Genomic DNA, 19105 nt, shown 5'->3' with positions numbered 1-19105 from the left:
GGCCGCCAGCAATCATTATCAGGGTGAATATTTTCGATTTAGCGAATCATCTTATAAATTCATGCGCTGTACAAGGTGTTCTATCAGTAATCCTGCTATTTTTTTGCCTCAGTTATGGATGCGTGACATTGATCACGTCCTGATATGAAGCACTGCCAGAACTGTCCTGGTGAATTATAACTCCCCCATCAGGTTGCCATACACTATGGTTTAACCGCATATATAATGAGCGACAGCTCACACTTTTATCTGGCCTATTTGCAGCCCCGGGAGTAAGATACTCCCAAAGAAAGTAAGAGGAATGCTCATGACTACCCAACCAGAACAATATAAAGACGTTGAAGTATGTGAAGCCTGCGGTTGCGCCGGCGAAATCGGTTTTATCATCAAAGAAGGTGATGATGTCGCTGAAATCACCATCTACGGTGAATCAAAAGAAGCACTGGAAGCCGAGTTCGGCAAGTACCTGGAACTGGCCAAACAGGTAAGCGACGAAATGGAGCACGAAGTTGCTCCGGTAACCGATGAATCACGCGCACTGGTTGCACGCTTTAAGTTCACCTGCAGTGCAGAGAAGCTGATTTTTGAACTGAAAACCCGTTCGCTGACCCGTTAAACACATCAGCTACGAGAATGAGTAAGGCAGCCATGGCTGCCTTTTTTAGTGTTTGTTATTTCTTCCCAACCCATTTCAGCGCACCATTGAGTTCAAAGTCTTTGGCTGGCAGGCACTGAAGCAATACCTCTCCGACTTTCAGCACCGCGCCTTCTGAATAGGCTTCACCTTTGTAGTAACAAACCCTGGCCCCGCTGTTACCATCCACCACTACTACGGGTTTGGCCGGTGTTGAGATTGTTTTCGCCACTGCCCCCTGCGTTAAGCCAAGCAGCAAAGCGCCGGTCAGTATCACCGGTAAGCGGGTCTTCATATCCATCATACTTTTCCTCAATGTCATTGCTCCCGGGTTGAGCTTGAGATATAACGTTAAGACAACTTCATTATAAACAGGTTTCCCATGAGATGGTCTCCCCTGCTGCTCGTTGCCCTGCTTTCTGCGCCGGTCTCAGCGATCCCGCTCGATGAGTACAATCTGCTCAACCACGTTGATTCTTATGGCAACATCAACCTGCGCAACACCCGCTATACCTCTTTACCGGACGGGTTTGTAGTAAAAGGCAATCTAAATATCGCCAAGACCGCCATAAAAAAACTGCCAAAAGGCCTCGACGTACAGGGAAGCCTGGATGCCAGCAACAGCCAGCTGGAGTTTCTTGCCAGAGGAACCAAAATCAAAGGCTTTGCCAACTTTCTTGGCGCGCAAATCAAAACCTGGAATCATGGTATTAAAGTGGGTGGCTATCTTAATTTTACCGACACGCCACTGGAAAGCCTGCCGCCCGGGCTGATTGTGGAAGGCGACCTGAGCGTGATCCGCACGCCACTCAAAGAACTGCCAAGCCCGTTAACAGTTCAGGGAGACCTGTATCTTGGTGGTTCGGGAGTGACAACCCTTCCCGAAAAACTTACCGTTGAAGGCAATATTTTTCTGGGCGGCAATGTGATCACTTCCTGGCCCGAAGACCTGACCCTGGGTGGCGCAGTAGCGAGGTAAGTGGGCGCGACTTCACCATCAGGGTATTGAGCGGGCCATGTGAACAAATACATCCTCAAACCACGTCCCACGAATCCCGCTGCCAGAAAAAAACCACCCGAAGGTGGTTTTCTGTTTACGATTTGTTTTTCACTGGATTCGCGTACATCTGAGTCAAAAACTCGTGCGCTCCTTCCGGAAGCTCAGCCAGTTTAGCTTTCAGCGCCTGGCAGGCTTTATCATCACCGCTCAGTTCGCCCGCAGCGCACTGGTTAATCGGGAAAATCTTGTAGTTGTTATGGATTTGCTCATCGATCAGTGCAGCCAGCGCTTCCGGCGTTTCCACTTCCTGATCAATCACTTCACCAAAGGCCACGTTTACCCGGCCCTTATAACCAATGATGCCCTGGATAATGCTCTCAATATCTTCAAACTCGCCTTTTTCATAGCTGCCTGATGTGTGCTTCTGGTACAGCTCATTCGCTTTGGCCAGATCGCACGGGTCGTTTTCATAAGAAATAGACACCGGCACAATTTTCAGCGAGCGGACATAATCAGCGAACGCAACTTTTTGTTTGCGGCCTTCTACGTGTAGCATCTTCAGGATCGCAGGATCGGTCATATCATTGCCGTCTTTTGCCCGGCCTTCTTTTTGTGCAATCCAGATAGAGTTGCCTTCATCCAGTGAGTGCTTAATGTAAGAAGAAAGCTGACCCAGTGCTTTCATCATCTCACGCGGTGCTTTGGCGCTGCGCTTTACGATGAAGCTTTTGTTAATACGCATCAGTTCGGTAGCGCATGGCTTTTTCAGCAGGTTGTCACCGATAGCAATGCGTACGGTTTTGTGGTTCTCATGGAACAGACCCCAGTTAACCAGCGCCGGATCCATCGCGATATCGCGGTGGTTCGAGATAAACAGGTAGGTCGAGTTTTTGTCCAGCTTATCAAGGCCGGTAAACGTCAGACCATCCGTAGTTTCCTTCAGGATTTTGCCAAGATAGCGTTCTACTTCCACCTGAATAGAATCAACCGTGGTGAACTTAGCCCATTTAAACTTAAGGTACATTTTTACCAATGGGCTCAGCAGCGCTTTAAACCATGGCGCTTTGTTCTTGAACTTGTGTGAAAGGATGGCGTCAATAAATTCGTCATCATTGATCAGGCGATCAATGGCACCAGGGATCTCATCGTCGTTATACGGACGAATGTCCTGATAAATGTCAGTTGTGTCGGTCATTTTTGTAAGTCATTTTCAAAAAAATCCGGCCTATTCTACGCATTGTCAGATCTTTTCACAGCAGCTATCCTGCTTTGTCGTCAAAGGTCAGACCAGAAAAACAGCTGAACTATAGCATGTGGTGAGAGGTCCGGCAGTGACCCAACCTGAAAACTGACACCTGACTCACAACAATCATTGGTTGAAATTACATCTAACGCCTTGTTGTCAGTGGCTTTCCGCTGCTTTCGCAGTTATGCTTAACAGGTATTAAGCTAACTTGAGCCACACCCATGAATTTTGCAGTCGAATTTCAGTCGGAAAGCTACGCCTTTCTGGTTTCTACCCCACGAAAAAAACTCAACAAGCATTCACTGATCACCGTTGATGAGGGAATGATGCTGATGCGACTGGGCAAAAATGAGTACGCCGTTGAGCAGGGAAACAGTGTCTGGCTGCCTTTTGATTGCCTTACCTCCCTGACCTTTCTGCCAGGCTGCAAGATCACCCGCGTCGATTTCTCTGTTCGCCTGACCGATAAGTTCAAAACCCAGGCGGGCTACGTGACTCTGCCTGACGTCACTCGTGTCATTTTGCACAAACTGCTGACCACTCGCCTTGGCGAGCAGGAACAACAAAACCTGCTGCAGGTAGTGCGCGATGAAGTCAAAACCCTGCGTCCTCTTCTGGAAATGTCTTCACTCAGTCAACAGATCAGTAACTGGAATCCGGATGAAGACAGCGATCTGAGTAAAGAGATGCTGCTGATGCTGAGCCTGCGTGAGGCTAAAAAGCGCATGCAGTCCGGTGGCAAGCGTGAAGCGGTAATCGATGAGTTCTTTGGTGGCTGCGCCGAAGAGTTTGAACAACTGTCGGCCATGGTGATGGGTGAGACTCTGTAAACGACAGAAAAGAGAGGAGGAGTAGCGAGGTGCGAGATTCCCTCTTCTCAAGTCCCCTGCCCGCCTGGCTTTAGGCGGTATAGCTCAAAACGGCACTTCGACCTGAATTGAGACGTTCGGGTCTACCAGTTTGTGCCACTGGTAGTCAATCCGCATCCGCGGCTCGTCACCATCAGGCTCACCCATTCCGATGCTGAACTGAAGACCGTGAGCCCGGATATACTCGTCATAGCTCATATCTTCCAGCTGGTCGTCATACTGAGACGGCCGCCAGACACCCAGTCCAAAATAGTTTTTCTTGTAGTGAGAAGTCATCAAAGGCTCTTCACTGCTCTGTATCGCCCACGCTTTCCAGTAATCAGAAGTACTTTTCTGCGCCTCATCCGTACTGGCACTAAACAGCTGCTGCGTCAGTGAGTCGAGCCCGCCAGCCACTTTGTCACAAAAACTTTGCTCCGCCTGTTGAACGATAACCAGAGACTGACTCCCTCCAAACGGATGACATACCGAAATGCCGGCATGAGCTGAGGCAGAAAGCATCACCGCAGCTACAGATACACCAATACTACTTTTCACTATACAACGAATGCTCTGTTAAAAACCTGGCGACTGAAGGGGTTGTAAACTCATTCACCCTTTCTCCCTGCGCTAACTTCTCACGAATCATCGTGCTTCGAATCTTTACTTTTTCAGGGCAGGCCATTACGCTCCAGCGCTCTGTAATCTCATGGGCCCGATAGAAATCAGCGAACTTGAAAAAATTATCAGGTCCGATAACAAATGTCAGCTCCGAATCCGGATACATTGTCTGTAAATGTGACATCACTCCCCACGTAGTGACACTCTCACCCGGTGAATACAGCGCTTCTTCCACCCGGCACAGCTCAATGTTGTCCTGAGCCAGATCGTGAATAAATTCGGTAACCATTTGACAACGTAGCTCAAAATCCAGCATCTGTTTGCCCCAGGCATGAGCAAAACTAGGCAGCAGCAACACCTGGTCAAAATGAGCCAGCGACTCCACAACGCTTTTATGTCCAAGCGTGGGAGGATTAAATGCACTGCCAAATACTGCTGTCTTCTTCATTCGTTTAATAAACCTTCAATCCGAATCAATACCGCTGTGTAAGATAGGTTTTCAGTATTTCATAATCAACCGATTTGGGTATCATATACCAAAGTTTTTCGACTGCTGCAGATAAAGGAACAGGAATGGAACAGCAAATTCGCGAGGAAATGCGCGTACTGCCGGAGATTGACCCGGAGTTTGAGATCTCCCGTCGTGTCGATTTTATTAAACGCACCCTGACCGGTGCCAGATGTAAATCTCTGGTACTTGGGATCAGCGGAGGCGTGGACTCAACCACATGTGGCCGTCTGGCACAGCTGGCTGTTGAGCAGCTCAATGAAGAAAGCGCAAGCCAGGATTACCAGTTCATCGCGGTACGCCTGCCTTACGGTGAGCAAAAGGATGAAGATGAAGCCCAGCTGGCGCTCTCTTTTATCAAACCGACGCACTCTGTATCGGTTAACATTAAAGCCGGCGTAGATGGCCTGCACGCGGCGTCACATCTGGCGCTGGAAAACACCGGCCTGCTGCCGGAATGCCACGGCAAAATTGACTTTGTTAAAGGCAACGTCAAAGCCCGCGCGCGTATGATCGCCCAGTATGAGATTGCGGGTTATACCGGCGCTCTGGTACTGGGTACAGACCACTCTGCCGAAAACATCACCGGTTTCTACACCAAGTTCGGTGACGGCGCCTGTGACCTTGCGCCTCTGTTCGGCCTGAACAAACGCCAGGTTCGCCAGGTCGCAGACGCGCTGGGCGCACCTGATCTGCTGGTTAAGAAAGTTCCTACCGCGGACCTTGAAGAGCTGGCCCCGCAAAAAGCGGATGAAGATGCCCTTAATCTGACTTATGAGCAAATCGATGACTTCCTGGAAGGTAAGCCTGTCGGTGCTGAAGTCTCAGAACGCCTGATCGCTATCTATAAAGCGACCCAGCACAAACGTAAACCGATCCCAACGATTTACGACTAATCTCCTTACCTGGATAAAGCGCCGGTCAATGACCGGCGTTTTTTTGTCCCACTCCATTATGGTGGAATATCCCCACCATATCTGATTGGTTTGTTTCGAAAACAAGCAGTAGTCTGAGCATATCCATAACAAAATGAGCGAAGACTTCTATGCGCCCTGAAACCCTGTCCCGAATTATTTCCCTGCCTCTTCTGCTTTCCTGTACTCAAGCAGCGGCTAACATGACACTTTATACCGCGAAAGACGTGATCACCATGAACCCGGAACAACCCAGTGCCAACTCTGTGCTGGTGAAGGATGATAAGATCGTTGCCGTCGGTGACTCTGCGGTGCTTCTGGAGCAATACAGGAGTCAGGATAAAATCACTGTTAACACTCAGTTCAACGATAAAGTGCTGACCCCTGGCTTTGTTGAACCACACGCACACGCCTGGCTGTTCGCCGCAGTAGCTAATACCCACTTCATCACTCCTGCTGACTGGCAACTGCCGTGGGGAGATGTGCAGGGCGTGACCGGGCACGAACCTTATATGAAGAAACTGCGGGCCCTGGAAAAAAACCTGCCTGAAGGAGAACCTCTGGTGACCTGGGGTTACCACCAGTATTTCCACGGTGAAATGAGCCGGGAACTGCTCGATTCGGTTTCAAAAGAACGCCCAATCGTCGTCTGGCAACGCAGCGTTCACGAGGTTTATTTCAACACAGCGGCAATGGAGATGTTTAACATCACCAAAGAAAGCTGGACCGGTGAAGGTGAAAAATACGACATGGTGGACTGGGAAAAAGGCCACGCCTGGGAGAAAGGCCTCTATCTGGCCGCCGGCCCTCTGATGAAGCTGATCGCATCACCAGAGAAATTTGCCACCGCCCTTGAAAAGACCAACTCTTACTTTCAGGCAGGCGGTATCACAACAGTCGTAGATCCTGGTGTAGTGGTCCCTAAAGAAATGATCCACGCAATGATCAACGTATTTGATGATACTCACAACCTGGATTACCTGATGATCCCGGCTGGCAACGCAATTTACGACCACAGCGGAAAAGACGCAGCCAAAGCATTTAAAGTCGCTGAAGCAATGGCCGGTGACCCGACACTCAACGGTGAGCACGTAAAATGGCTTCCCAAACAGATAAAACTGTTTGCTGACGGCGCGGTATACTCACAGCTGATGCAGATGAAAGACGGCTACCTCGACGGCCATAAAGGCGAATGGCTCCAAACGCCTGAAGATCTTGAAGCCAGCATGCGCCCGTACTGGCAAAACGACTACACCATCGTCGTTCACTCCAACGGGGACTACGGCATGGAGAAAGCGGTCGATATTCTGGAAAAAATGCAGTCAGAGAAAGCCCGTACCGACCACCGGATGAGCTTTCACCACCTGGCTTACACAAACCCGGAAGACATTGATCGCGCTGCCAAAGCCGGCGCAAACTTCAGCGTTAACCCGTTCTATCTGCACGTACTGGGAGAACAATACAGCCAATATGGCGTAGGCAAAAAGCGCAGCGAAGTCATGGCGCGGGGCCGTTCATTCCTTGATACAGGCGCAGCGCTGTCATTCCACTCTGACGCACCAATGGCACCAGGCCGCCCTCTGGCTCTGGCGTGGACAGCGGTAAACCGGACCGGACTCAGTGGCAAAACGATGGGTGCATCAGAGAAGCTGACGGTTGAAGAGTCAATGAAAGCCATTACCCTGGATGCCGCCTACGCAGTGAGAATGGAAGACCAGGTGGGCAGTATTGAACCTGGCAAACGCGCTAACTTCACGGTACTGAACCAGCATCCTTACGAGATAAACGCCAAAAAGCTTAAAGACATCGAAGTCTGGGGGACAGTATTCAATGGCCAGCCACAACAGGCTGAGCGCATCTCACAGGGACTGGTGATGAACGGAAAAGCACAGTTCACGCTTAATGCCATGAACATGCATGACCACAAGAATGGCCGGGGAGATTCCTGTGAAGCCAACCACCTGCTGCAGGAGATACTGAGCAGTCATACGCAGTAAATCCTGAATAACCAGATTACAACAGCCGGCCTGCCGGCTGTTTTACTGCGTAACGCTGTCAGCCAAAATGCTCCCTGGCATACACTTCCAGCCAGTTGACCATATCGCTTATCACCGGATGGTGCTCGCTGCCGGCAGAAAAGTACACCGCCAGCGGATTCCGTGTCGCGTGCATCATCTCCCTCGGCTGGATCCGGTACAGCAAGCCTGTCTCAACAAACGGTCTGGCAAACTCCTCACTGAGCAGCGCCCACCCCTGCCTCATCAGTAAGTGAACCAGCATGTGTTCACTGACAATATGGCGTCCGGGTGAGAGCTGAAGCTTCTGATATAATACATCAAGGTGACTTTCCGCCACATACTGCTTCTCCAGCTCAAGGTGCTTAAGACTGATCTCTGGCAGCTCCCTGAGCGGGCTTGACTTCCCTACATACGCACTCAGCTTAACGGTTCCGAGGTTACGAAAAAGCACAAACTGTTCAGGAATCACCTTGCCCTTTGCCGAACCAATCAGCACCTGAATCTCACCATCGACCAGCCCCTGCATGGCTTCACTTCGGGGGCGACGCAGCCAGTTCAGCGTAATATGGGGATATTTTCGGGTAAACTCAGATTCAATACTGGCCGCCATTGCCGGCGGTAACAGAGAGTCATAAGCAATGTTGACCTCTGTCATCCCGGTATCAAACGCCCCCAGCGCATTCTGGTTAAACTCAAAGATTTGCTGCGCCAGGATCCGGGCTCTGGGATACAGCTTCTGAGCCAGTTCGGTCGGCACTGCGCTGCGCCCCTGGATCTCAAACAGCTTATTGCCGATGTGATCTTCCATCACCATCACATGCTCACGAATGGTAGAACGGTCCTTTTTAAGCTCACGCGCGGCTTTGCTGTAAGAGTTGAGCTGAAAGACAGCACAAAAACTGTTGATCTGATCGAGAGTAAACATCAGGTTCAGCTCTCAATACCAAGGTCTGAATGTGGCACACAGCAACATGCCAGCACCAGGTCATTCTCTTTATCGTGAGGCAATAACGCCGGCATATCCGGCTGCAATACCTCACCACTGGTCACTCTGACCTTACACACCCCACACAGACCGGCGCGGCAGCTTGAAGGAAGCTCAATACCCGCCTGCTCTGCCTGCAGTAACAGGGGTTGTTGATTGTTACCAATAAAAGTCGCCCCATTAATGGTAATGCTGACTTCACGCTCTTCCTGATCAGTGCTGATCTCAGTAGCAAAAGCTTCCTGATGATAATGCTGTTCCGGCAGGCCCATTTTCAAAAGCAGGTTCTTCGATTTATCCATAAAACCCTGCGGTCCACAAACAAACACCTGGCGTCCGGTGACTTCCGGAATCTTTTTGAGGTGCCCCAGTGTCAGTCTTCCCGACAGACCTTCCCAGCCGGTGTTTTTTCCACTGACAGCAATCATCACTTTAAGCTGAGGGTAAAGCTGGTTGAGTTTCTCCAGCTCATCCCGGCAGGGAATGTCCTGCTCAGTACTGCACTGGTGATAGAACACCACATCTTCCAGCTCGTCGTTATCCACCAGATAGCGCAGAATCGACAGCATAGGCGTAATACCCGAACCTGCTGACAATAACAGCAGCGGCGTATGCGCTTCTCCAAGGTGGAAGTCACCACCCGGCCGGTCAGCTTTTAACGTATCACCGATATGCAGGTTATCCAGCATCCAGTTCGACACCAACCCCTGCTCTACCCTTTTAACTGATACGGACAAACGTCCCGGGTGAAGCGGGCTGGATGAAAGAGAATAGAAACGGGTATAGCGCTTGCCATTAATGGTGACTTCGACTGGCAAATACTGACCCGGTTTGAAGCCTGGGACATTACCCGAAGCGGGCTCAAACCAGAAGGTGGCGAAATCACGGGCGATCCATTCACGATCCACACAGGTCAGCTCCGTCAACTGCCCGGCTTTATCCTCATACTGCTCTTTGGGTTTGGTTTCCAGTACCTGAACCACATCACCGGTGCGAATCATCCCTTCGTTCTTAGCCACAAGGTTCTGGCCAAAAAAAACACCGCCACTTTCATCTGCACGGAACTGGCTCAGGGTCGTCAAAGGCTCCTTAGTGGGGCGGAACTGACCACTTTGAGTATCAACAGTGGTCAGTATGCAGCGCTGACAGGGCTTCACGCTCTCAAACTCCACCTCGCCGATTTTGATTCGCTTCCAGCTGTCTTCTTCAAACGGTTCACCGGCCGTCACCACCAGATTGGTGCGAAACTGCTCCATCAGGTGCTGTTCACTGCTGCGGCGATTCAGCTCATCGAGCGATGCCTGACTTATCACCAGTAGAGGGTAGCCATCAGCAAAACTCACATTGTGGCCGATTTTCTCTCGTACCCTGTTGGACTGTTCACCACTGTACAGCAGTTGAACCGGCTGGCCGATGATCTCACTGAACCAGTGATTGGCTTCCGGAGTAGTCTGATAAGCTTCAAACCTGTCTTTCCATACCTGAGCATCAGCCAGCTGCATAGAAAAAGACGAATACTCAAGGCGCAGGGATGATTTGCCGGGATAAGTCAGTACCATTCCACCGGGTGTCAGGCTGGCGGTCACTTTCACCATGCGCGGAAACTTGCGGGCAGTGACCATATTGCCATCCGGCAAAGCCAGCATGAAGCGGCGGTCAAAACACAACCCCTGCTTTTCTACCCAGGCGGTGGATTGGGCAATTCCGGCCACCGATTTCACCGGATAGACGTTGATTTGAGATAAGGTAACCTGGTTGGACTTGGGCATCGGATCACTCACTTTTTGTTCGGACAGGTAAATGCCTGTTTTCGTTTTTATTCCGGAGATTTACTGTCCGTTATTTTAGCCAGAGTGGCGTTCAAATTCACGCCTGCTGTACTTTTTGTTACCTGAAAAGCCCGCATCTTAAAAAAAACGTGAAACCGGCAGGGATTTCTACTATCATCCTGTCGCCTAAACGGTTGCGTATTGGATATACGCGGTTTTTAGGCTCCGTTTTATACACAATTTATTGGTGGGAGCTTATCAATGACAACACTGACTATCACACGCCCTGATGATTGGCACGTACACCTGCGTGACGGCGACGTTCTGAAAGACACCGTACGCGACATCAGCCGCTACAATGGCCGCGGTCTGATCATGCCAAACACTGTCCCGCCGATCACTGATACTGAAAAAGCACTGGCTTACCGCGAGCGTATTCTCGATGCGAACCCGGGTATGACTTTCGAGCCACTGATGGCACTTTACCTGACCGATAACACCACCCCGGATGAGATCCGCAAAGCCAAAGCGACCGGTAAAATCGTCGCAGCCAAGCTTTACCCTGCAGGCGCAACCACCAACTCAGATTCCGGCGTAACCGATGCGAAAAACATCTACCCGGTTCTCGAAGCGATGCAGGAAGTGGGTATGCTGCTGCTGGTTCACGGTGAAGTGACCACCCATGACGTTGACATCTTCGACCGCGAAAAAGTATTCCTGAACAACGTTCTGGCACCAGTTGTAAACGACTTCCCTGGCCTGAAAATCGTTCTTGAACACATCACCACCAAAGACGCAGCCGAGTTTGTAAAAGCAGCCGGCGACAACGTAGCGGCTACCATCACGGCTCACCACCTGCTGTTCAACCGCAACCACATGCTGGTTGGCGGTATTAAGCCACACTTCTACTGCCTGCCAATCCTGAAGCGCAATACCCACCAGCAGGCACTGGTAGAAGCAGCGACAAGCGGCAGCAAGAAGTTCTTCCTGGGTACTGACTCGGCACCGCACCCGAAAGGCGCGAAGGAATCATGCTGTGGCTGTGCAGGCTCTTACACCGCGCACGCGGCGCTTGAACTGTACGCTGAGGTCTTCGAAGCCGAAGGCAAGCTGGAACACCTGGAAGCATTCGCTTCACACAACGGCCCTGACTTCTACGGTCAGCCACGTAACACCGACACTGTAACCCTGACCAAAGAAGAGTGGCAGGTAGCGGAAACCATGCCATTTGGCAGCGATGTGGTTGTGCCTATCCGTGGCGGCGAGACTGTTTACTGGACTGTGAAATAAGCCAACGCCCGAATGCAAAAAGCCGTCAGAGATGACGGCTTTTTTAATACTTCAGGGGTGTGCATTATTTCAGGGCTTACCTGCCAGGGATGGCAGGTCAGAGCTACAGGGATGTATTCATGCGTCCCTGAAATAATGTACAGCCCTGAAGCTTTATGACATACGCCCCCGGCAGCACATCAGCAATGGCGGCTTTTTTCCCCTTTCTTGTTCAGCTTGTACTGCTCCGGTGTGATCCCCGCATAGCGCTTAAACATAGTGATAAACGGGCTTGCCTGGTTATAACCAAGCAGGAAAGCTGTTTCCTTAACCGACATACCTTTTTGCAGTAAATCCATCGAGTGCAAATACCGGATCCGCATCCGCCACTCGGTAAAGCTCATCCCCAGCTCACTCTGGCAGTATCGGGCGACGGTACGCTCTGTAGCGTGAACTTCACTGGCCCAGTCTGAAAGTGTTCTGTGATCGGTCGGGTCCTCTTCCAGCCCTTTTAAAATCGGAGCCAGTAGTTTGTGGTCGCTGCTGGGCAAAAAGTGCTGCTCAATTCCTGCCACCGCCAGCTGATCCAGCAATACCTGCACCAGGCGCTGATCCTGCTCGCTGGTCGCTGTGCTTATCCCCCTCAGCCTGAAATCATCAATAATAGCAGTCAGAATTGGAGTGACTCCGAGCAGGCAGGTATGCGCCGGTAACCGCCCGGTGTCTTCCGCGCGAATGTTCAGAGAGCAGTAATCAACCGGCTTTCGGTTAAAGCTGTGATGCATTACCCCGGCCGGAACCCAGATAGCCAGATGTGGCGGTGCCAGAAAACGGACCCCCTCCGCATTCAGCTCAAGCATTCCACCTCGTATTATTTGCAACTGACCCCAGCTGTGCGCATGCTCCCTGGTGACCGTGTTCGATCGGAAAGCATCAAAATTGAGATACACCTTAGAAGGCAATTCATCAATAGATATAGAAGGATGTATTCGGGGAGATAGAATATCCTGTCTGACCATAAGCGATTAATGTCCGATGAGCGATACATATTATTATATCGACGTGACATACTTGCCGCCATGACAAATCTTTGATGGAGTTCACATGAATTATCTGTTTCCACTACTGACAGTGGCGATCTGGAGCGGCAACTCCATCGTAAATAAACTCTCAGCCAGCGCCATTGACCCTGGTGCCATGAGCTTTTTCCGCTGGTTTTTCGCCATGGCGCTGCTGACACCTTTTTGTTTACCCGGGATCATCAAAAACTGGCAGACTATCAAACCTTACACACTAAAGCTTGCCGTACTTGCGCTTCTTGGGATGGTATTAAACCAGTCGTTAGGCTATTACGCCGCGCTGACGACCACCGCATCCAACATGGCACTGATCATCTCACTTGTGCCTCTTTTGGCTATTTTTTTCAGTGTTCCCCTGCTTGGCAAACGCATTTCGATGATGAGTATCGCCGGTGCTGTGATCTCACTTGCCGGGCTTGCCTTTATGCTGGGCCAGGGCGATCTGTTGTTCCTGATGCACAGCAGTGTTACGACCGGTGACGGCCTGATGGTGATTGCGGCTCTGGTATACGCACTTTACTGTGTTCTGATCAAACGCTGGAAAATGCCGCTGACCAACTGGCAGTTCATCTACATGCAGGGAGTTTTCGCCGTTGCCATGCTCTCTCCCCTGTGGGCAACCAGCGACAACCTGATCCCCAACGCCCAGTCAGTGCCTCTTATCGCTTATGCCTCACTTGGCGCTTCGGTTATCGCACCATGGCTGTGGGTTAAGGCTATTGACGCCATCGGTGCTGACAACAGCGCCATGTACATGAACCTGCTTCCGGTCATGACGATCGCCCTGGCCGCCGTCATGCTCAATGAAACCATCACAGTTTTTCACCTGATTGGCGGACTGATGGTGATCAGTGGCGTCATGCTGGCGCAGTTAAAGCGTAAACATAAAATGACATTTGAGTCAGAATCTGTGGCCAAAGCCATCAATCAGCCCGAGTGATAAAACCGCTCTCACCATTGACCCCTTAAACCGCGCTCTTTTATACTGACGGGCTGTTTTTTTGCCCGTGAGTCACTTTCAAATGCGATATATCAAGCCGGTGTTATCTGTCATCGTTGTCCTTGCCATGAGCATCGCATTTGGCTGGTTTGTGCTTGAATCCGGCTCAGATATCACACCACCAGAAACTCATGCCCCACAAACTCCGCTCGAAGAGATCAACCAGTTTCCGCATGGCGCTGAACTGGCCGGTTTGTACCAGCAGGCCGCTTCTGAGCCTGAAGCCGCGGCGTCCTCTCTTGCGCGTCTGGAAAACCAGCTGGATTACGCCCTGTCTCCTTTGTACCGTGTAATGGTCCTGCGTACCAAAGCAAGGATCTGGCTGATGCGTGGCAACCTTGACCATTCGCTGGAGTTCAGTAACCAGTTGCTTGAACTGGGACAAAGAGGCGGCCATGTCTGTATCAAAGCCCTCGCCCTTCACGATATCGCAGTGGGAAAAGTCAAACAGGGTAAACTCAAACAGGCGCGCAAGCTCGCCCACCGCAGCCTGGCACTTGCCAGTCAGAACAACTGCCGTCATCTTCTGGTGTCGATTTACAACGTTCTGGGGGTGATCAGCAATATCGAAGGCCAGGTCTCCACGGCTCAGTACTATTTTCACCGTGGTCTGGAAGAAAGCCGGTCAAATCCGGCATCCCGTATCCGGTCTCTTATCACCGGTAACCTGGCGCTGGTTTATGTCCAGATGGAAGAGTGGCAAAACGCACTTCAGTACACTAACGAAGCCATTGAGCAGTACCACAACGCAGAAACCAAACTACCAGAGACCCTGGCAACGCACTATCTCAACCAGAGCCTGATCTATACCCAACTCGGCCGGATTGATGAAGCCAAACAAAGCTATCATCAGTATGAAATCACTTCAGCCGGCGCGGCGACCTCCAGGATCAAAATGGTTGCACACCTCAACCTGGCCCGTATTGCGCAGTTTGAACACAAGCCGTCACTGGCGATGTCTGAACTCAAAGCCTGCCTTGAAGTAAAAGAGGCGGCTGAGCACCCGCTTCAGTTCGGCTCCTGTCACCGGATGCTGGCAAAAGTTGCCATTGAGCAGAAACAGTACCCGCTGGCGCGGACTTCACTGAATACCGCAATGGATACATTTGTTGAGCTCAGCAGTCCGCCAGAGGTCATCGACACACTTGCTCTGAAAGCTCAGCTTGAAGAGCTTGAACACAATTTCTATCAGGCTTATCGCGACCTGCGCGACCATCAGAAAAGAGTCGCCGCCTATAATCTGGTGCAGAGAGAAGAGCGTTTCAAACGCCAGGAAAAAGACTTTGAGCTGCGTAAAAAACAGAGCCAGATAGCACTGCTGAAAGCCGAGATGTCCCTGGCCGAATACCAGGCAGCGCAGGAACGAATCCGTCAGAAACTGATCATTGCGCTCGCCCTGTTTGTACTGCTGGCATTTATGTATCAGCTTCGGCAGGTACATAAAATGCGAAGGCAAAACGATGCTCTGCTGTCGGACAACACCGCCCTGTCAGAAGATGCGAACCGCGATCCGTTGACCGGTCTGCATAACCGCCGTTATGCTACCAGCTATTTATCATTGCTCGCCGCTGAGCCTGTCAGTGAACAAAAATATACCCTTGCCGTACTCGATCTCGATCACTTCAAACAGATTAACGATGTTTACGGTCATCAGGCAGGAGACCAGGTGCTGACAGAAACAGCAAACCGATTTAATTCGGTACTCAGAAACAACGACCTGCTTATACGCTGGGGAGGCGAAGAGTTCCTGTGCCTGTTTGACCAGGGCCTGGACCCTTCAACTGTACTGGAGCGGCTGTGCAGCGTTATGCGGGTTACCCCTGTCCAGACCGAAGCCGGAGAAATCAGTGTCAGCGTGTCAGCCGGTGCAGTCAGCGGGATAAGCCCGGCTCAGTTAAACGAACGCTGGGAGCAACTGATTTCCAGCGCCGATCAACAACTCTACCTGGCAAAACAGGAAGGCAGGGATCGGTTCAAATGGCGTCAGGGAGAGTAATGTGAAAAGTACTGCTGAGACAAACTCAGACATCCTGCACGGAGAACTGGCCACAGAGTTCAAAACCGTAGCAGCAATGATCGCTATCTGGTGCCGGGATCATCATGACGGCCAGGAGCTGTGTGAGGAATGCCGTACGTTGCTGAAATATGCTGAGTCCAAACTCGACCGTTGCCCTTACGGTGAGCAGAAACCCGCCTGTAACCGTTGCCCAATCCACTGTTATAAACCAGAGCCCAAAGAACAGATGCGACAGGTTATGCGCTACAGCGGCCCGAGAATGCTGCTGCCCCACCCGCTGCTGTCAATTCGGCATCTTCTGAAAGAGCGCAGGGCGTTTGATCCCCGGCCGCCAAAAGACGCATCTAACCGGGCAAAGAGAAAAAAGAGCCATTCAGACAGGTAGCTTGTCGTGCTTTGGGCACTGCTCTTCGTGCGTCAGCCAACCCGCTCTTGAGGCGTAAAATATATGCTGCTGGTGAGGTGAGTTAAACGGTGTATCAAGAAGGGCAATGCTGAAAGAGGTCTTATCGGTATCGTGCACGTCGTGCTTCCAGAGCAGATTAGCACCACACCGCCCGCAAAAACTGCGGGTGACCTTCTCACTGGAACGATACGCTTTGATCATCTCCTGACCACTCAGCAAATGAAACGCCCCTTTATCGCAAATCCCAAAACTGGCAAATGCTGATGAGTGTGCTTTCTGACACATAGAGCAATGGCAATGCAGGACTGACTCTATTTTTCCAAGCACTTCAAAGGTCACGCCACCGCACAGACAGCTGCCATAATAATGCTCCGCCATTGCCAGCTTCTGCCACTGGTTTTTACTTCGGTCACACTGCAACAGAACCTGAGAAATAAACTCGGCCTTGCGGCGGCGATAGATGTGTTCTTTGCCCCCGTCGCACTCCACTTTCAGCTGATTGAACTGTTCGACCAGCTCAGGATTACTGTTCATACAGTCACGGAAACGGGCAAAGCACTCGTATTTGGAACCGGCAGCGATCAATTGAATTGTGACGCCGTCACTTGCGTCGGAGTCGAGAGTACACAGATCCCGGGTCATCACATTGGTGGCAGAAACGGAAAAACCGTATCGTTCGAGGCGGGAAACACTTTCAGCATGGCGGGATGAATCCACCGCGACCAGAATGTCCAGATCGCCTTTGCTTATCGCGCCCTGAATGGCGCTGCTGCCGATATGTTCTATTCGCGCAAAAGGTAACAGACTGGCAAGAGTATCCAGGTAGTGGAGAAAAGTCTGGTAACACTGAGGCTGGTATTGTTCCGGGCTTAAAAATCTCATCACCTGTCCCCCCTGACGTTATTGCTGATTACAACATTAGCATTCAGTTTCAATCTATCATTATGCAACCAGGGATATAGTGACTGGATTATCAAACCTGACACACTACCGGGGTAAAAAATGGAATCCAGCGCACGGCTAGAAGTAAAAAGCGTATTCAACCCGGGTATCCAGCACTTTGTCATAAAGGAGTTTAAACCTCACATCCCAGCTCTGACTGTCACCAAACCGGTTATCCCATGCCGCTTTAACCGAATACTCTCCGTTAATATCAACCCAGGGGCTCAGATCAAAGTGCATTTTCCACACCGGTGTGTTCACCAGTAAACCAAAGTCCAGAGCCAGCCTGGACTCGTCCGGATAGTTGAAATCAGCCATTAAGCCCGGCAGCGCATACCAGGCAAAATCCGCCTCACCAGCCCAGCCCATGGCCACATAAAAGCGCGCCCTTTCCTGGTCCCGGGTACTGAGATCCTTCTGCTCGACCGTCAGCCTGGAACGCCAGGCCCAGCGGCGGTCTTCAAACAGATCCGCCTGCAGAATATTGAGCGTTGTCACATCAAACAGGTCGAAACGACCCAGCCATACCCCCTGCCTGTCTGCTTTCAGCTCGGCAGACACGAACACTGCATTTGAATTGCGATATCTGGCCGCCGCCCGGGACAGAAAATCATAGTATCCTGCCCGATAACTCAAAGCGAGATACTCACCGTCTGCATAGCCCGCACCAACGCTCAGCCTGTTCGGATCCTGCGCCCTGTGGGGTGGCTCAGCCTTGCTTTCCGGCCAGCTGACGCGTCCGGCAGGTAAAGTCAGGCTTTTAACCAGCAGTTTCTTTTTCCCCGCTTTGGCCTGCTCATTACCGTCATAGTCAATCTGAAGCTGATAGTAATCAAAAAGAAGGTCGACAATCCGCTTTTGGCTCTCCTCTGTTAATGCCTGAAAACGCTCTGAGTCGATTTCCTTTGGTGTTTTGATCACAGCTTTGGTCATCTCCTGCTCTTTCGGATCCATCACCATGTACTTCTGGTTGATCCGGCTGAATTTGGAATCGCGCTTTTTCACTTCAGATACCAGTGGCTTACCACGATGCTTCGCCTGCTCCAGCGATTTAAACACATCCAGCGGCATATCCCAGGGCTGCCAGGGTTTTAGCAAGGGCTCTTCGAGCACAATTTCAAACAATCTGGCCATCTGACTGGAACAGTTGGCAGAAAGAAACAGATAGCGGAACTTAACACCAGAGAGCTCCCATAAATGAGCTTCAATCAGGGCGACTTCATAGTCGGTCAGACTAAGGCGGTACTCCCAGAGCTCACGCTGCTCGTTCTCTGCGTATCCGTATTCGAGCTGATAGTAATCCTGATCAGAAAAACTCGCATCGTAGCCGCCAAACAGACCATAAGTAACGTACTTGACCGGGTTATCATCCCTGTCTGCATTAGCACCGTAATTGATGCTGTTATCCAGCAAATCAGCGCCGCCGTGGCCGTTGTTTAACTTGATCAGGAGATGACCGAAAAAAGATGCCGGGTTGCCCAGATAACCACTGACGAAAACCAGGCTGAACGATTCAGTGCTGTTTTTTTCCCGCCAGGCATTGAGGTGAGGACATTCAACATCAGGCAGCGTCAGCTCCGGGACCTGAGTTTTAAGCCAGAGAGTACGGGCCGGATAGCGGCACTGAGGATGCAGATCCGGATCTTCACCAACCGGCTGGCTGAGACCTGAGAGGGTGACCTGCAGCTCTATGGCCGGGTCGGTTGTACCGGACAGATAAAAGTCACCACTCAGTATGGCGGCCTGCCCTTTATCAAGATGCAGCAGACGTTGCCACTGCGGATGCTGCGACAGCGCCGCTACCGTGGTTTGTGCAAAAGACACAAAAGAAGCGCTGATACAAATCAGC

At 51.1% G+C, this 19105-nt stretch carries 18 protein-coding genes; 9 read left to right on the top strand and 9 right to left on the bottom strand.

Features of this window, described 5'->3' with window-relative positions; all coding sequences use genetic code 11:
- The first annotated feature begins 307 nt into the window (after nucleotides 1-307).
- Complete coding sequence (locus tag ACVB80_RS00185; protein ID WP_481079235.1) at nucleotides 308-616, top strand: YfcZ/YiiS family protein; 309 nt, start codon at nucleotides 308-310, stop codon at nucleotides 614-616.
- Between the two features lie 55 nt (nucleotides 617-671).
- Here ACVB80_RS00185 and ACVB80_RS00180 read toward each other — a convergent pair whose 3' ends face one another.
- Complete coding sequence (locus ACVB80_RS00180; protein WP_481079234.1) at nucleotides 672-938, bottom strand: DUF1496 domain-containing protein; 267 nt, start codon at nucleotides 936-938, stop codon at nucleotides 672-674.
- A gap of 78 nt (nucleotides 939-1016) precedes the next feature.
- On the opposite strand from ACVB80_RS00180, the gene ACVB80_RS00175 reads away from it, so the two are divergent.
- A complete protein-coding gene (locus ACVB80_RS00175) occupies nucleotides 1017-1613 on the top strand; it encodes a hypothetical protein (RefSeq protein ID WP_481079233.1) in 597 nt (198 codons plus the stop codon).
- Nucleotides 1614-1728: 115 nt separating this feature from the next.
- On the opposite strand, the gene ACVB80_RS00170 is transcribed toward ACVB80_RS00175, so the two are convergent.
- Entirely contained in the window at nucleotides 1729-2829 is a 1101-nt protein-coding gene (locus ACVB80_RS00170) for a 1-acyl-sn-glycerol-3-phosphate acyltransferase (RefSeq protein WP_481079232.1), read from the bottom strand.
- A 272-nt stretch (nucleotides 2830-3101) separates the two neighbouring features.
- Here ACVB80_RS00170 and ACVB80_RS00165 point away from each other — a divergent pair, with 272 nt between their 5' ends.
- Complete coding sequence (locus tag ACVB80_RS00165) at nucleotides 3102-3710, top strand: AraC family transcriptional regulator (RefSeq protein WP_481079231.1); 609 nt, start codon at nucleotides 3102-3104, stop codon at nucleotides 3708-3710.
- Nucleotides 3711-3794: 84 nt separating this feature from the next.
- Here the strand turns inward: ACVB80_RS00165 and ACVB80_RS00160 are convergent, their stop codons facing one another.
- Together ACVB80_RS00160 and ACVB80_RS00155 are read right to left on the bottom strand one after the other, a co-directional pair.
- Nucleotides 3795-4286 carry a hypothetical protein gene (locus ACVB80_RS00160; protein ID WP_481079230.1) on the bottom strand — a complete coding sequence of 164 codons (492 nt, stop codon included), beginning with the start codon at nucleotides 4284-4286 and terminating at the stop codon, nucleotides 3795-3797.
- Nucleotides 4276-4797 carry a nicotinate-nicotinamide nucleotide adenylyltransferase gene (locus tag ACVB80_RS00155; protein WP_481079229.1) on the bottom strand — a complete coding sequence of 174 codons (522 nt, stop codon included), beginning with the start codon at nucleotides 4795-4797 and terminating at the stop codon, nucleotides 4276-4278. The genes ACVB80_RS00160 and ACVB80_RS00155 overlap by 11 nt, the downstream gene beginning before the upstream one ends.
- Before the next feature lie 125 nt (nucleotides 4798-4922).
- Between ACVB80_RS00155 and nadE the strand changes: the two genes are divergently transcribed.
- Nucleotides 4923-5753 (top strand): ammonia-dependent NAD(+) synthetase, encoded by an 831-nt coding sequence (gene nadE / locus ACVB80_RS00150; RefSeq protein WP_481079228.1) that lies wholly within the window; start codon nucleotides 4923-4925, stop codon nucleotides 5751-5753.
- Nucleotides 5754-5974: 221 nt separating this feature from the next.
- Entirely contained in the window at nucleotides 5975-7768 is a 1794-nt protein-coding gene (locus ACVB80_RS00145; RefSeq protein WP_481079227.1) for an amidohydrolase, read from the top strand.
- Nucleotides 7769-7826: 58 nt separating this feature from the next.
- On the opposite strand, the gene ACVB80_RS00140 is transcribed toward ACVB80_RS00145, so the two are convergent.
- Nucleotides 7827-8714 carry a LysR family transcriptional regulator gene (locus ACVB80_RS00140; protein ID WP_481079226.1) on the bottom strand — a complete coding sequence of 296 codons (888 nt, stop codon included), beginning with the start codon at nucleotides 8712-8714 and terminating at the stop codon, nucleotides 7827-7829.
- A gap of 5 nt (nucleotides 8715-8719) precedes the next feature.
- Nucleotides 8720-10543 carry an MOSC N-terminal beta barrel domain-containing protein gene (locus ACVB80_RS00135; protein ID WP_481079225.1) on the bottom strand — a complete coding sequence of 608 codons (1824 nt, stop codon included), beginning with the start codon at nucleotides 10541-10543 and terminating at the stop codon, nucleotides 8720-8722.
- Nucleotides 10544-10804: 261 nt separating this feature from the next.
- Here ACVB80_RS00135 and pyrC point away from each other — a divergent pair, with 261 nt between their 5' ends.
- Complete coding sequence (pyrC, locus tag ACVB80_RS00130) at nucleotides 10805-11833, top strand: dihydroorotase (RefSeq protein ID WP_481079224.1); 1029 nt, start codon at nucleotides 10805-10807, stop codon at nucleotides 11831-11833.
- 179 nt (nucleotides 11834-12012) lie between these two features.
- On the opposite strand, the gene ACVB80_RS00125 is transcribed toward pyrC, so the two are convergent.
- Nucleotides 12013-12831 carry an AraC family transcriptional regulator gene (locus ACVB80_RS00125; protein ID WP_481079223.1) on the bottom strand — a complete coding sequence of 273 codons (819 nt, stop codon included), beginning with the start codon at nucleotides 12829-12831 and terminating at the stop codon, nucleotides 12013-12015.
- Between the two features lie 85 nt (nucleotides 12832-12916).
- On the opposite strand from ACVB80_RS00125, the gene ACVB80_RS00120 reads away from it, so the two are divergent.
- The 3 genes from ACVB80_RS00120 to ACVB80_RS00110 all read left to right on the top strand — a co-directional run bounded on the left by ACVB80_RS00120 (nucleotide 12917) and on the right by ACVB80_RS00110 (nucleotide 16293).
- Nucleotides 12917-13831, top strand: coding sequence for a DMT family transporter (locus tag ACVB80_RS00120; RefSeq protein WP_481079222.1), 915 nt, complete (start codon nucleotides 12917-12919; stop codon nucleotides 13829-13831).
- 82 nt (nucleotides 13832-13913) lie between these two features.
- Entirely contained in the window at nucleotides 13914-15887 is a 1974-nt protein-coding gene (locus ACVB80_RS00115; RefSeq protein ID WP_481079221.1) for a diguanylate cyclase domain-containing protein, read from the top strand.
- Nucleotide 15888: 1 nt separating this feature from the next.
- On the top strand, nucleotides 15889-16293 hold the full coding sequence (locus ACVB80_RS00110; RefSeq protein ID WP_481079220.1) for a nitrous oxide-stimulated promoter family protein: 405 nt from the start codon (nucleotides 15889-15891) through the stop codon (nucleotides 16291-16293).
- On the opposite strand, the gene ACVB80_RS00105 is transcribed toward ACVB80_RS00110, so the two are convergent.
- Together ACVB80_RS00105 and ACVB80_RS00100 are read right to left on the bottom strand one after the other, a co-directional pair.
- The gene (locus ACVB80_RS00105; RefSeq protein ID WP_481079219.1) at nucleotides 16282-17196 is read right to left on the bottom strand and encodes a GFA family protein; all 915 of its coding nucleotides are present in this window, start codon (nucleotides 17194-17196) and stop codon (nucleotides 16282-16284) included. The two genes, ACVB80_RS00110 and ACVB80_RS00105, sit on opposite strands and share 12 nt — an antisense overlap.
- Nucleotides 17197-17334: 138 nt before the next feature.
- On the bottom strand, nucleotides 17335-19080 hold the full coding sequence (locus ACVB80_RS00100) for an Lnb N-terminal periplasmic domain-containing protein (RefSeq protein WP_481079218.1): 1746 nt from the start codon (nucleotides 19078-19080) through the stop codon (nucleotides 17335-17337).
- Nucleotides 19081-19105 lie beyond the last annotated feature (25 nt).

The organism is Vibrio sp. 9-16B-A1, from assembly GCF_056726165.1.
Note: the sequence above shows the minus strand (reverse complement) of the source record. Positions and strands in the feature narration are given on the sequence as shown.